Below are 13,563 nucleotides of genomic sequence, written 5' to 3' on the forward strand. Positions count from 1 at the left end.
GTTTAATTAGTGGAATAATATTGATAGATAGGTAATTCAAAAATAAGCTGCCAGCCCTTTCTACCAGAATATTTTCTGCCGGTGTCATAAAAACCACCCTTTTTATACAATTGAATAGCTTTAGTGTTTTCCTGGTTGACCCCTAAGATAATTGTCTTGATGTGAGGAAATTTCTCTTGAACAAAAGCGGGTAATTCCTTAAGCGCTTGTAAAGCAAAGCCTTTTCTAGCATATCTGCTATCAGTTGAAAAACTGCGTAGAAGGATACTATCCGTACGATCGGTATAATCATATTTATCTCTTCCTTCATCCAAAACAAAAAAAGTAACCAAATCATCGTGGTTCAAAGCTAAAATTCGATGCAACTCGCTACCTCGATGTGTTTGTAAAAGTGATTCTTGTGGGCTTTTAGAAAAGGTATCGTCGGCTAAGTAGTAGTTATTCAGGTAATCTTTATATTTTGCTGTGTATTCAATGAGTTTCATCAAACCACCTCGTTTTTAAATACTATACCATATTTATAAAACTAGGTGAAAAAGTTCCTATTTTATAACTTAATGTCTTTTTTAAAAGTTATGGTTAATTGAAAACATAATAGTTGACTAATATTCCCAAAAAGCATACGATAATCTTCGTAAATTCAACGGTTTAAACCTTTGAACGATTAGGAGGAAAAAGCGTGGCACAAACGATGAAAGCAATGGGAATTTCTCATTATAAACAAGAAAAATTAGAAGAATTAACTTTACCTATGCCTGAAATTTCGGCTAATGAAGTATTAGTAGAAATTGTTGCTGCAAGTATTAACCCGGTTGATTTGAAAATTCGCGATGGAAAACTAAAAATGTTGTTAAGCTATGATATGCCCTTAGTTTTAGGCAATGATTTTGCCGGACGAATTGTAAAATTAGGCGATAAGGTAACAAAATTCAAGGTCGGTGATGAAGTTTACGGTCGACCACAAAAGTCTAAAATCGGCACATTTGCTGAATATATCGGTATTGACCAAGGAGATATTGCATTGAAGCCTAAAAATCTTACTTTTGAAGAAGCTGCATCGATTCCTTTGGTTGGCTTGACCAGTTATCAAGCCCTACACGATATTATGCAAGTAAAACCAGGCGATAAAGTATTAATCCAAGCTGGCTCTGGTGGCATTGGTACGATTGCGATTCAATTAGCTAAATTAATGGGCGTCTATGTCGCTACAACAGCAAGTAACCGAGGCAAGGATTTAGTAACTCGTCTAGGTGCAGATCAAATAATTAACTATCATGAAGAAAATTTTGCGGAAGTCTTAAGTGATTATGATGATGTCTTTGATACTTTAGGTGGTCAAAACTTGATGGATGGTTTTAGAATACTAAAACCAGGAGGTAACATAGTAACGATCAGCGGAACACCCAATGCTCGTTTTGGTAAAGAATATGGTGTCGGTTGGTTTAAAACCATGCTGTTTAGCCTCGCTTCATTTAAATTGACACGTTTAGAAAAGCAATACGACGTGAACTATCACTTTCTATTCATGAAACCAAGTGATGAACAACTAGAAATTTTACGTGATTATATTGAAGATGGGAAATTAGAACCTATTGTGGATCGTGTATTTTCCTTTGAACAAACGCAAGAAGCTGTAGAATATTCAGAGTCTGGACATGCTAAAGGAAAAATCATAATTAAAATACAAGAATAATGAACGGAGTGGATTTGATGAAAAAAATTCTCGTTGTGCTAACAAATACAGTAAAATATGGTGAAAAGAATGCAGCAACTGGTTTATGGCTAGGCGAAGCTACCGAATTTGTTGCTGAAGTGCAAAAACAAGGGTTTGAAGTAGATTATGTCAGTCCACAAGGTGGTTTTGTTCCTTTAGACCCACGTAGTATGAAATCGATCGACGACGAATCTTTTGCTGTCTATGAACAACGCCAATTCCAAGAAAAAGCACTGGCTCATTCATTGAAACCTAGCGAAGTGACGCCTGCTGATTATTGTGGGATTTATTACACAGGCGGCCATGGCGTGATGTGGGATTTTCCGAACAATCCCGAATTAGAAAAAATTAGTTTACAAATTTACGAAAATAATGGTTATGTGATGTCCGTTTGCCACGGAATTGCAGGATTGTTATTTATGAAAAATAAAGATGGCGAATATTTTGTAAAAGACAAAAAGATTACAGGCTTTACGACAACAGAAGAACACCTGAGTGGAAAAAGTTCCGTTGTTCCATTTTATAATGAGAAAGTCGCTGAAGAACATGGCGCCCAGTTTGTCAAAGCAAGAGTCTTTAAATCATTTGCCGTACAGGACGGACGAATCATCACAGGACAAAACCCATTTTCCGCCAAAGCAGTAGCAGAAAAGTTTTTAGAAAATATATAGCTGATCATGTGGATAAAAGCGCTGAAATTCTTTATAAAGAGTTTTAGCGTTTTAGTTTTTATTGGATAGTAATGGATTAGGGGCAACTTTTACGATGTGCCGCCAATCTATAAAATATTGGAGGCAACTTTAGAGATGTGCCCCCAATCTATAAAACATTGGAGGCAACTCTTACGATGTGCCGCCAATCCATAAAATATTGGAGGCAACTTTAGAGATGTGCCCCCAATCTATAAGATATTGGAGGCAACTTTAGCGACATGTCCCCAATCCGTAAAATATTAGGTCCAACTTATCTTTCATTAAAAAATATAAACTGTTTTAAAAAAGGTAGTGAAAACCATTTTAAAGCGTGTTACCGTTATTGATGAGCAACGATTAGCTAATCTTCTCAATATATTTTGGGAGGTAACAAATGAATTATCAAATTGAAATTTTGGATAATTACAAAATGGTTCATGTTAGAAATATAGGGAAGTATGGAAGCCCTGAGAACTTTCAAATGATGGAAAACTTAAAAAAATGGATTTCTCATAATCATTTAGAAGAAGACAAAAAGACTGAAGGGATTATTGGCATTGCACAAGGTAATCCTCAGCTTACACCAGTTGAACAATGTCGATTTGATTTAATGCTGTTTACGGATAAAGATTTTTCCCAGGACTCTCAAGTAAATATGGGGGGATTTTGAAGGTGGAAAGTATGCAGTATTTACTGTGACTCATACCACAGAAGCGGTCGATTCATTTTGGAAAAATATAGGTAAAACTATTTCTCAAAATCATTTAGATATTATAGCAAATGCGCCTATACTTGAACGCTACAAAGAAGAGGAAGGCGAAGACAAGATCTGTGAATTTTTAATACCAATGAAATAAATTATTTTCGTTCATAAGTCATAAAAAGTTAAGGGTGAATATTACTGAGTTATAAAAGCTTATATTATTCAGAATTTGGTCAACCGGAATTGGTTATCCAAGAAACAAATAGAAGAATTTCGCATTTAGAGGAAGATGAAGCGCTCATTGAAATGATGATGGCGCCCATTAATCCTTCCGATTTGATTCCTGTAACTGGAGCTTACGCCCACAGAATTCCCTTGCCCAGTACAGTTGGCTACGAAGGTGTTGGAGTTGTTAAAAAAGTTGGAAAAGCAGAGAATCAGTCATTAATAGGTAAAATGGTGTTACCTTTAAGAGAAGAGGGAACTTGGCAAGAGGGAGTAGTAATGAAAGCTAATCAGTTAATTATTGTTCCAGAAACTATCGATTATAAAATAGCTTGCCAAACTTATATCAATCCTATTACGGCCTGGTTGTTGTGTACTCGAGGATTTACATTAAAAAAGCAAGATTTTTTATTAGTCAACGCCGGGAATTCTTCGATTGGAAAGATATTTATTCAACTTGCAAATATTTTAGGCTTTAAAATGATTTCGGTAGTTAGAAACGAGCAATATCGAGAACCGTTAAAGAAATTAGGTGCGGATTATGTGATTAACTCGGGAATAGAAAACGTTTTTGATGCGGTCATGGCAATAACGAAAGGAAAGGGCGTTCAAGCTGCTATCGATATGATTGGCAATTCAGCTGGAACAACTTTAGCTCGCTGTGTCAGAAATGGTGGAGATTTCCGTACGATTGGTTTGCTTTCAGGTCGTCAAGTGGACTTTCAATATATCGCTCAACATTTAAATATCACTGCGAAAATGTTTCACTTACGACATTGGAGCGAAAACTGTTCCCCTGAAGAATGGCGAAAGCAGTTTGAGACAATTTTCCACTTAATAGATAAAAGAGAGTTGCAGCTAGCTTTCCCGCAAATCATTTATCCTTTTAACCAATATAAACAAGCCATACAAAAGACTCTAGATCCAACGGTAAAAGATAAAGTTTATCTTTCTTTTAATTAAGAACATAAGAATACAAAACTAATGGGGTTAAAACATTATAAGCACATGAGATCGGCGAACTAGTGTGGTTATCAGCAAACAAGCACATAAGTATGCAAAAGTAGTGTGGTTAAACCAGGCTAAGCACATAATTTTCAATAAGTTGTGTGCTAATTCTACATTTTTACAATTTTTTATCACAAAGTTTGCTAGCTACGATTTAACATATTATCTTATTTACAGTAAAATGAATATAAGAAATTAAATAGAAAGTAGGAGATAAGATGACAATAACCCCATTAGAAGCGCTATCGGATAATTATATTTGGCTTTATCAAAAGGATCAAGACCTTGTCGTTGTAGATCCAGGTGAAGCGCGTCCTGTTCTGGACTATTTAACTAGTCATCAAGAATTACATTTGACGGCTATTTTACTTACGCATAATCATGCTGACCACACTGGCGGTGTAAAAGAAATTATAGCTGCATATCCGGATGCGGCGGTCTATGGACCGGAAGAGTGTCGGGCTTATGCTACAAATATAGTTCATGAGGGCGAAGCCATTGATTTATTCGATCACAAATGGGAAATTATGGCAGTACCTGGACATACAAACGGGCATATCTCTTATTTAGTGGATGATAAAGTTTTTTGTGGCGATGCTTTATTTATGGCGGGTTGTGGCAGAGTCTTTACAGGAGATTATCAAGCGCAGTTTAAGACAGTCAATAAATTTGGACAATTAGCTGATAATATCAAAGTATATGCAGCTCACGAGTATTCAGATACCAACTTACGTTTTGCCAAAGAAGTGGACCCCTCAAATTCAGCAGTAAGTAAAGCACTAAAGAAAGTTCAGCAACAAAGAGAAAATAATGAACCAACATTGCCTTCGACCATTGAAATTGAAAAGGAAGTCAATCCATTTATTCGCGCGAAGGATTTCGATGAATTTGTTCAATTAAGAAATAAACGTGATGGATTCAACTAATCGTAAGTGAGTAATTATTGTTGATTTTATGTATGTACATCGTTTTTACTATATATAAAGGAAACCTTTTTAAGGAGTGACCATAATGAATAATATTAAAAATCAAACTCGTATTATACAGTGGGGAAATTCGATGGTTACTGAAATCCCAAGATATATTGTAAAACAATTAGGTTTAGAAGATAAGCAAGCTTTAACTGTAACTATTCAAAATAATTCAATCGTTTTAACACCTATAAAAAAACAGCCGACTCATATTCATGACATTTTTGCAGACTGGCAAGATGACGGACAACGTGACCATGAGGTAGATTGGGGGAAAGAAGAAGGTAACGAATGGCCGTGGTAACTTAGGGAGATATTTTTTATATGGACTCTAATTCAAGACGAGTCCATATTGCTATGTTCAGTTGCATAAAATTTTAATAAAACCAGGTAGCGATTTTCTGACTACCTGGTTTTTCTATTATTTTGCCAAAATAATGCTACGATGCAAATTATTTCAAAGCAGTTTAATCTCTAGGCACAATTGCAAATACTTCAGCGGGGAAACCAGGAGCGGCTAAGATGCGTAGCATAGCTGTAACGATGATACTGCCAACTGCGGGTACTTTATCTAAATTAGCTAGCAGTTCGTTTTGGTATTTATCTTCTTTTAGTCAGTATTGTTGAGCCGGTAAAAAATTAGCTGCAGCGGCATCGGGACCACTATCCGTGTTTAGTGTTTCATGGCCAATTGCGGTGACATTTCTTTTGTGACTTAAATATTCTAATGCTGGGATGGACCAACCAGGCGTATGTTCAACGCCATTGTCATCTTTATTTAAAAACTTCTCTTTGTCATCAAAGTTTTTATACCATCCGCTTGAAAAAGCGACAAAGCTACCTTCAGGAATTTCTCCGTATGACGCTTCAAAATCTTTCAAATCATCGACCGTTACAGCATATCCAGGATTTTCTTTTACTTTATCTTCCAAATGAAGAACATACAAAGGTAGCGCGCGTTCTTTTTGCGAAATATCTAATATATCTCTTTTTCCTTGGGCAAAATGACTGGGCGCGTCAATATGGGTGCCGTGCGAATTTCCGATGCTATATTCCACGGAGTAAGAACCTGTTTCCTTGAGTGTTGAGATCGTCGTTTCTGACAGAGGGTTGAAGGTATGATACACCGGGATATCTTTTGTGACGACATGTGTTAAATTAACCCATTCGTAATCTTTTAATTTCGCAAGTAACTCGTGTAATTCGTACATCTTACCACTCCTTCTATGCTTTATTAATTTTACTCTACCAATGAAATCCTACTTTTGCATTAAATACGCTTATGTTTATAAAGTTACATCTAAGAAATAAATAAGTCATTGTTAGGATCATCGTTCCAAACATACTCAATGTCAAAGGCAATTTTTTCTGCCGTTTTTCTTCCATGCTGGTCTGCAATAAAGCCCAAAGCCATATCCATTCCTGCAGATACCCCTGAGGAAGTATAATACTTACCTGAAACCACCCATCTAGCTTTTTCTTGCCAAAAAACGGATTTGTTAACAGATTTCACCCAATCGAACGCTCTTTTATTGCTGGTTGCTTTTTTATCATTTAAAAGTCCCGTTTTTGCTAGCAAGGCAGCTCCTGTACAGATTGTTAGAACATTAGAAGCTGATAGGCTAAGGTGTTTTAATTTTTTTATCCATTCTGAGTCCTTGACCAGCTTTCTAGTTCCCTTACCACCAGGAATAATCAGGATATCTTCATTTGTCAAATGAGCTATTGGTTGGGTCATCATTTCTGCGTTTTGGCTACTTTTAACGAGTCCGCCTTTCATAGAGTAGTAATTTAAGGTATAGATGTTAGTCAAACGACCAAAAATTTCTACAACACCGAATAGATCTAAAGATTCAAAATCATCAAATACCAAAAAATTTACGTTGATCATTGTTGTCCTCCTTTTATGACGCTTTTTACCATTTGTCTTGAAAAGAATAGAAAATTATTTTTCCTCCCAGTCCTTTTGTGATAATTATCATATGCATACAGCATTAAAATTGTCAAAGTCTTATAGCTTTTAATTCTTTTTAACTGCCATTCATTATAACTGTCATTTTACTTTACTTTTTTAAAATTGGAGAATGATTTTCAATTTCTTTATTCAACTTTTTATGATTGAATAAAGAAATCAACTTTTATTGTTCAATAACGTAGACTAAATGAACACAAATTCGTTTTTTGTATATTTAACAACTAAGAAGAAGCCCTTTTCCTCTTTTTATTGGCATATTGAATAGTAAAAAGATAAAGTTTTATTCAATATTTGAATAATGAATAGTGGAATAAGAAAACATTATTCATTATTAGCCTGTGGGGATTTAACATCCCTTTGCAATGAACTTAAAAAAAAGTGGTCAAATAATAATGAAAAAATCTTCATTAAATTTTTGTCCTATTTTTAAGACAAGCTTTTAAAAATGTCTGATAATAAATAAAGTGGGAAAATAGTACCCTTCTGTTACAATAAAAATAAACATATCCTTTATAATAGAGACAAGAGGTGGGGAAAATGGAACCGTTAAACTTGTTATTAGTAGAAGATGAAGAAAGCTTGGCTAGTTTTATTCAAAGTGAATTACAGTTTGAAGGGTATAAGACGAGTTGGGAAAAAAATGGAGAAGCCGCGTTAGATACTTTTTTACAGTATAAAGAACAGTTCGATTTGATTTTGTTAGACTGGATGTTACCGGGATTAGACGGGATTACCATTGCTCGACGCATTCGTAAAGTAAGCAAGATACCAATTATTATGATGACCGCTCGTACACAAACGACAGATATCGTGACCGGCTTAGATACTGGTTTAGATGACTATATCACCAAACCATTTGAAATTGAAGAGCTTTTTGCTCGTATTCGCGTAATTGAACGACGGTTACAAGTGCAAAATGAAGAAAGTAACTTATTACACTACAAAAAAATTACAATGGATGTAGCTAAACACCAAGTGCAGGTAAAAGATGAATTGATTGAGCTGACACCAAAAGAATTTGGGATTTTATATCAATTAATGAAAGAGCCTGAAGTTGTCAAAAAACGCGATGACTTACTCAATGAAGTCTGGGGTTATGATTATTTTGGGCAAATAAACGTGGTTGATGTATATATTCGCACCTTACGTAATAAATTAAAAGAAGTTGATGCAGACTCTTTTGTTCAAACCATTCGTGGGGTGGGTTATGTTTTGAGGGATCCTTATGAAAGTTAAACAAACAGCTAAACGACAATTAACCGTGCGATTTATGGGTTTATTTGCATTGATATTATTGTTAATGAATGTCATTTTTATTGGTGTGTCTATCGCCTTTGTCTATGACTATGTTTCTGATCGCAGTGAGCATATTTTTGAAACGATCGAAAAGAGTGATCCATCCCAACAAAATTGGTCTGATTTGGTTGATAGCTATGTGATACAAGATGAAGGAGAAGTGCTGCAAGTACGCTTGCCAAATGGTGAAAGCTATTATTCAGAAGACGCAGAAGAGACATTTGCTGATGTTTCTCAAGGAAGAAATATTCCGTTTTTAGAACATTTTGTATTTGTAGACGACGACCGTTATTATTATGAAGAAAAAGAGATTGGTGATGCTGAAGTATCTTTAATTATTGATAGTGAAGCCATTGCCGATATTGTTACCAGTTTATTGCTGGTCAATTTTTTGCTCAATGTCGTTGGTTTAATCGTGGGTGCGCTACTCATTTACTGGATGGTAGGCCGTTGGAGCCAAAAATTAAGTAAGATGTCGAACGAATTGAATCAATTGGAGGAAACGCAAGGGTATTTAACTGTGCCAGAAGATCCTCAGGAGATTTATCAAGTAGCCACGGCATTTAATACATTAGTGGAAAAACAACGAGAGGCGATTGAGCGTGAAAAACAATTTGTAAGTGACGCTTCCCATGAATTACGAACGCCGATAGCAGCGATTCGCGGGCATGTTAACTTGATTCAACGAAGAAGTGAGACGCACCCAGAAGTCATCCCGCAGTCTTTGGAATTTATCGATAAAGAATCCAAGCGTATTGAATTATTAAGTGAGCAATTGCTAACATTAGGACGTGTAGAAAATAAGAATAAATTAGAAAATATTGATTTTTCATCACTTGTAACGCAAGAAGTAGAAAACATGGAGTTGACATCTGGAAGAAAAATTACCTTACAAGTAGCACCAGAAATTTATATCAAAGCAGCTAAAACTGATTTGCAACAAATTATCCAAAATTTGCTAGAAAATGCTTTGAAGTATGCGCCAACAGGTGAAATCAAGCTATCGCTGCAAAAAAATGAGAAGATCTGCTTACAAATTGCCGATCAAGGCATTGGGATTGCGGATGATGAAAAAGAGAAAGTCTTCGAGCGCCTTTATCGTATTGATCAGTCACGCTCTAGTGAAGTGAATGGCTCAGGGATTGGTTTATCTATCGTAAAAGCCCTAGTTACAAAATACCAAGGCACCATTCAGATAGAGGACAATCAACCGAAAGGAACCATATTTATGATTACCTTCCCTAAAAAATGAAGAAATTTTCATCAGATTTATGTTCTTTTTTGATTTTTTTAAATGAAATTCTTGCTAATATAAAGATAGAAAAACAGGAAGAAAGGGAAATAAGATGAAACATTTCAAAAAGACAATGATTGGAAGTATTGCAGTTGCAGCGGTTTTTATCGTAGGCGGAAGTTATGCTTGGGCTTCAACCAGTGATAAAGAACTTGATAATTCTGATCCGGATAAAATTGAAGTAACAGAAGAGGAAGCTCTGGATACTTTTGCTGATGAATATGGGAAAAAAGTTGAAAGCATCGAATTAGAACCTACTCGCGATGGCTACGTATATGAAGTGGAAAGCTATGATAATGAAACGGAATATAATACGGATATCGATGCAGCTTCTGGAGATATTATTGATAACAGAAGTGATAAAGATGATGAAGACGATGACGAAGAGGAAACTCGTTATGAACTAAATCAAAAAGATGCCATTAGCCAAAAAGAAGCGACGGATATCGCAGAAAAAGAAGCTAATAGCGGAAAAGCTCGCGAATGGAAATTAGAACGTGTTTCTGATGATAAGCAAACTTGGGAAGTCAATGTTCTTGAAAAAGGAAACGAAACAGAAGTCACTATTGATGCAGAAAACGGTGGAGTATTAGAAGTAGAAGAAGACGACGATTAAAGTAAAAAGCTCATTGTCAATTTTGGCAATGAGCTTTTAATTGCGTATTTACATTAACTGTATGATTCTATAGATGATTATACTTGCGATAATAATCATGAAAACACCGCTAACACGGTTCATAATTAAAGCAGCGTGGGAAGGTTCGGCATCTTTTATCCGCCAACCAATTTCTAACCACCAGCCTGTTTTAGGTGAAAAAATATTAATAAAACCAAAAATAAGTACAATAATAGCTATTGTGATAATAAAAAGATATGTTAGATTCATAAACTTCACCACCTCTCATAAGTTGAATTTTTACGTACACAAATGTTGCAAATAATGAAGTGTTTCAATTTATTAGACGAATACATTTTTGACAGGTGAAGTTTAATTCCATTCACTAAAGCGTATCTTTATCATAAACGCAAGCGCTTTTATTTGTCCACTAATAAGGTCATAGATTTCTAAATATCAAGCAAAAAAGCCCCTTTTAAAAGGAGCTTTCATTTTGTGTAAGCTATTCTTTTTTCTCTAAAACAATATCGGTGTATAACCAGACCGTTAACAAATAATAAAGCAGATATAAGATGAAGAAGATAAGAAACGGTAACCAAATGCCGGCATAAGGTTCGGTAATTAAAGAAGTAAACATTTTTAGACCAAATAACACATGAATAGCGCCTAAAATTCCCGGTGCTAAAAATAATACCACAATTTCTCTTCTGATCGATTTTTTTAATAAACTCATTCGCGTACCAATTTTATTTAGCATGTTGTAACGAGCAACGTCACTGGCTGCTCCTGATAGGATTTTAAACATCAAGCAACTCGCTAGCATTGTCAAAAAAGCGATGCCGAGGAAAAATCCCATAAACTCAAGTCCAGAGAACATTTCATTGTAGAGTGTGTAAATGTCATATTTTTGGTTCATAGAAAATTGATCTTGGGCTAAAGATGGATTTTGTTTTACATTTTCAGCAACAATTTTTCCAACAGCATCTTTTTGGGCCATAAAATCTTTAACTTGAACAACTTGTAAGCGACTGCTTGCCTGATTAAGCTCATTAAACTCATCTGCAGCGACCATCGATATCTCTTTTCCCTGTTGCTCGGGAAGCAATAAGGTCCGTAGACTATCCATCTTAGCTTCATCATTAGCTAATTCTTCACCAGAATAAGTGGTTTTTTTAGGCGTTGTGTCATAGTAAATCGCGTTTAAAGGTTCTTCATCAAACTGTTCTTGGTTAAAATAAACCGTATCTTCATCTTCTTTTAGCTGATAACTAAGGTCTAAAGTCGGATTTAGCTCTTCGACTTGTTTTTGATCAGCATCTTGTGCGTTATTTAAGAATAAGTCATAAGTAGAGGTTTGCTCAGTCATTTTCGGAATTTCCTTGTGAAAACCTAATCCGACAGTTAACGCGCCTAGTGCTAAAGCGAAAATGATCGATACCATCGAAAGCATTTTAGTATAGTCTTGAATACGAAAGCTTAACTGCGATAATGTAAAGTTATTTAAATTTTTCAGTCTTAATTTATCGGAGCGTTTCAAAAGATTTAAACCAAAAATCATGACAGAATGAAAAACGAAATAGCTTCCTAATACAATTGTAAATAAAGCGATGATTAGCGCGAGTAAACCAATCTTGTCAACACTATTCATCATGTAATAGCCAATTCCGAGTAAGACCAGCCCACTGATGGCTTCTAGGGCTAATACTACTGGCTTACGTCGTGAGGCAGTCGGCGTTTCGTTTGCTTTTAATAAAGATAAAATCGGCTTTCTGACGATTGAAGAAGCGTTAATTGTCGCGGCCAATAAAAATAAGATCGTAAAAAAGATTAATGTAAGAAGGAGCGCTTTAGCGCTGAAGGCGGAAAAATTTGTTACTTGAATGTCCAGTTGATTGGTCAAAAGTTTGCTTACAATAGAGGACAATCCAACACCTATAATAGCGCCTAGAAGTGTTGCCCAAAGACCGATAATAAACGTTTCGATAAAAATCAGCAGAGCGATTTTACGTTGTTTAGCGCCTAACATCATAAACATCGCATAGTCTTTTTGTCGCATACTCATCAAAAAAGAATTGGCATATAAAATATAAACTAAGGTGATAATACCAAGCAAAACAGAGCCTAGCTGAAAAATAATACCTGTCATAGCTACAGGAGAATTACTTGATAAAAAAGCATCGTTACTTGCCATAGATTGAAACATATAAAATATTCCTGCGGCAATCATTAGTCCAGAAAAAAGAACTGCGTAATCGCGCCAGCGTCCTTTAAGTCCAGTCAGTGATAATTTTAAAAGCATTTGTGTTCACCTCCTATTGTTCTAAAGTTCCTAGAATCTTTAATATTTGTCTATAAAAACTTTCTCGACTTTGGTCGTTTCTTTTGACTTCTTGTTGGATGACACCATCTTGGATAAATAAAATCCGTTTACAGTAACTAGCAGAAAAAGGATCGTGGGTTACAAGTAAGATGGAAATCTGGTCATTTTGATTTAATTCTTTCATGGTGTCCAGCAAATCACGTGAACTTTGCGAATCAAGAGCGCCCGTAGGTTCATCACCTAATAAGATGGCAGGTTGAGTCACTAAAGCACGAGCGGCGGCTACCCGTTGTTTTTGCCCACCAGAAATTTCTGCTGGGTACTTTTCTAAAATGGCATCAATTGATAATCGCTGCGCGATTTGATTTACTCTTTTTTTGATTTCCTTAGCGTTAACACCTTGAAGTGAAAGGGGGACCGCAATATTCTCAGAAGCCGTTAGATTTTCTAAAAGGTTAAATTCTTGAAAGATAAATCCTATTTCTTGACTACGAAAATCCGCAATCTGGTTACCCTTTAGTTTTGTGACGTCATTTCCGTCGATGGTGATTGTTCCATCTGTTGGTTTATCAAGCGTGGCTAATAAATTTAACAAGGTCGATTTACCCGAACCAGAAGGGCCCATAATACCGATAAATTCTCCTTTTTCCACAGTAAAAGAAAGTTGTTTTAACGCCTCAGTTTGTTCTCCTTGCGCTTTACCATAAACTTTTCTCAAATCTTGTGCATCGACAATTTTTTCCATGTTC

General features: G+C 35.6%; 16 protein-coding genes. 10 read left to right on the forward strand and 6 right to left on the reverse strand.

The annotated features are described in order from the left end of the window. Window positions 1-2: 2 nt before the first annotated feature. Window positions 3-485 (reverse strand): GNAT family N-acetyltransferase, encoded by a 483-nt coding sequence (locus AC806_RS03445; RefSeq protein WP_014124405.1) that lies wholly within the window; start codon window positions 483-485, stop codon window positions 3-5. A 206-nt stretch (window positions 486-691) separates the two neighbouring features. On the opposite strand from AC806_RS03445, the gene AC806_RS03450 reads away from it, so the two are divergent. From AC806_RS03450 to AC806_RS03475, 7 genes are all read left to right on the forward strand, one after another. After that, complete coding sequence (locus AC806_RS03450) at window positions 692-1,693, forward strand: NADP-dependent oxidoreductase (RefSeq protein WP_069029376.1); 1,002 nt, start codon at window positions 692-694, stop codon at window positions 1,691-1,693. A 17-nt stretch (window positions 1,694-1,710) separates the two neighbouring features. Beyond that, window positions 1,711-2,385, forward strand: a complete 675-nt coding sequence (locus tag AC806_RS03455) for a type 1 glutamine amidotransferase domain-containing protein (protein ID WP_014124407.1) — start codon at window positions 1,711-1,713, stop codon at window positions 2,383-2,385. A 415-nt stretch (window positions 2,386-2,800) separates the two neighbouring features. After that, complete coding sequence (locus tag AC806_RS12005; protein ID WP_014124408.1) at window positions 2,801-3,076, forward strand: GyrI-like domain-containing protein; 276 nt, start codon at window positions 2,801-2,803, stop codon at window positions 3,074-3,076. Window positions 3,077-3,101: 25 nt separating this feature from the next. After that, complete coding sequence (locus AC806_RS12010; protein WP_014124409.1) at window positions 3,102-3,263, forward strand: hypothetical protein; 162 nt, start codon at window positions 3,102-3,104, stop codon at window positions 3,261-3,263. Between the two features lie 89 nt (window positions 3,264-3,352). After that, complete coding sequence (locus tag AC806_RS03465) at window positions 3,353-4,297, forward strand: zinc-dependent alcohol dehydrogenase family protein (protein ID WP_083207554.1); 945 nt, start codon at window positions 3,353-3,355, stop codon at window positions 4,295-4,297. 263 nt (window positions 4,298-4,560) lie between these two features. Next, complete coding sequence (gloB, locus tag AC806_RS03470; RefSeq protein WP_069028778.1) at window positions 4,561-5,268, forward strand: hydroxyacylglutathione hydrolase; 708 nt, start codon at window positions 4,561-4,563, stop codon at window positions 5,266-5,268. An 85-nt stretch (window positions 5,269-5,353) separates the two neighbouring features. Further along, window positions 5,354-5,617, forward strand: a complete 264-nt coding sequence (locus AC806_RS03475; protein ID WP_069028779.1) for an AbrB/MazE/SpoVT family DNA-binding domain-containing protein — start codon at window positions 5,354-5,356, stop codon at window positions 5,615-5,617. A 310-nt stretch (window positions 5,618-5,927) separates the two neighbouring features. On the opposite strand, the gene AC806_RS03480 is transcribed toward AC806_RS03475, so the two are convergent. Beyond that, a complete protein-coding gene (locus AC806_RS03480; protein WP_083207555.1) occupies window positions 5,928-6,524 on the reverse strand; it encodes a cyclase family protein in 597 nt (198 codons plus the stop codon). Between the two features lie 89 nt (window positions 6,525-6,613). Further along, window positions 6,614-7,204, reverse strand: coding sequence for a DJ-1/PfpI family protein (locus AC806_RS03485; protein ID WP_014124417.1), 591 nt, complete (start codon window positions 7,202-7,204; stop codon window positions 6,614-6,616). A 621-nt stretch (window positions 7,205-7,825) separates the two neighbouring features. Between AC806_RS03485 and AC806_RS03490 the strand changes: the two genes are divergently transcribed. From AC806_RS03490 to AC806_RS03500, 3 genes are all read left to right on the forward strand, one after another. Continuing rightward, window positions 7,826-8,524: a response regulator transcription factor gene (locus AC806_RS03490; RefSeq protein ID WP_069028780.1), complete on the forward strand. Its 699-nt coding sequence runs from the start codon at window positions 7,826-7,828 to the stop codon at window positions 8,522-8,524. Beyond that, window positions 8,514-9,836: a sensor histidine kinase gene (locus AC806_RS03495; RefSeq protein WP_014124419.1), complete on the forward strand. Its 1,323-nt coding sequence runs from the start codon at window positions 8,514-8,516 to the stop codon at window positions 9,834-9,836. Before AC806_RS03490 ends, AC806_RS03495 begins: the two co-directional genes overlap by 11 nt. Before the next feature lie 94 nt (window positions 9,837-9,930). Then, window positions 9,931-10,494 carry a PepSY domain-containing protein gene (locus AC806_RS03500; protein WP_069028781.1) on the forward strand — a complete coding sequence of 188 codons (564 nt, stop codon included), beginning with the start codon at window positions 9,931-9,933 and terminating at the stop codon, window positions 10,492-10,494. Between the two features lie 48 nt (window positions 10,495-10,542). Here AC806_RS03500 and AC806_RS03505 read toward each other — a convergent pair whose 3' ends face one another. The 3 genes from AC806_RS03505 to AC806_RS03515 all read right to left on the reverse strand — a co-directional run bounded on the left by AC806_RS03505 (window position 10,543) and on the right by AC806_RS03515 (window position 13,559). Then, window positions 10,543-10,764, reverse strand: a complete 222-nt coding sequence (locus tag AC806_RS03505; protein WP_014124421.1) for a DUF6199 family natural product biosynthesis protein — start codon at window positions 10,762-10,764, stop codon at window positions 10,543-10,545. A 232-nt stretch (window positions 10,765-10,996) separates the two neighbouring features. Next, window positions 10,997-12,793, reverse strand: a complete 1,797-nt coding sequence (locus tag AC806_RS03510) for an ABC transporter permease (RefSeq protein ID WP_014124422.1) — start codon at window positions 12,791-12,793, stop codon at window positions 10,997-10,999. 13 nt (window positions 12,794-12,806) lie between these two features. Further along, window positions 12,807-13,559 (reverse strand): ABC transporter ATP-binding protein, encoded by a 753-nt coding sequence (locus tag AC806_RS03515; RefSeq protein WP_014124423.1) that lies wholly within the window; start codon window positions 13,557-13,559, stop codon window positions 12,807-12,809. Window positions 13,560-13,563: the final 4 nt, after the last annotated feature.

The sequence above is a fragment of the Tetragenococcus halophilus genome, from assembly GCF_001712815.1.
Classification (GTDB): Bacteria; Bacillota; Bacilli; order Lactobacillales; family Enterococcaceae; genus Tetragenococcus; species Tetragenococcus halophilus.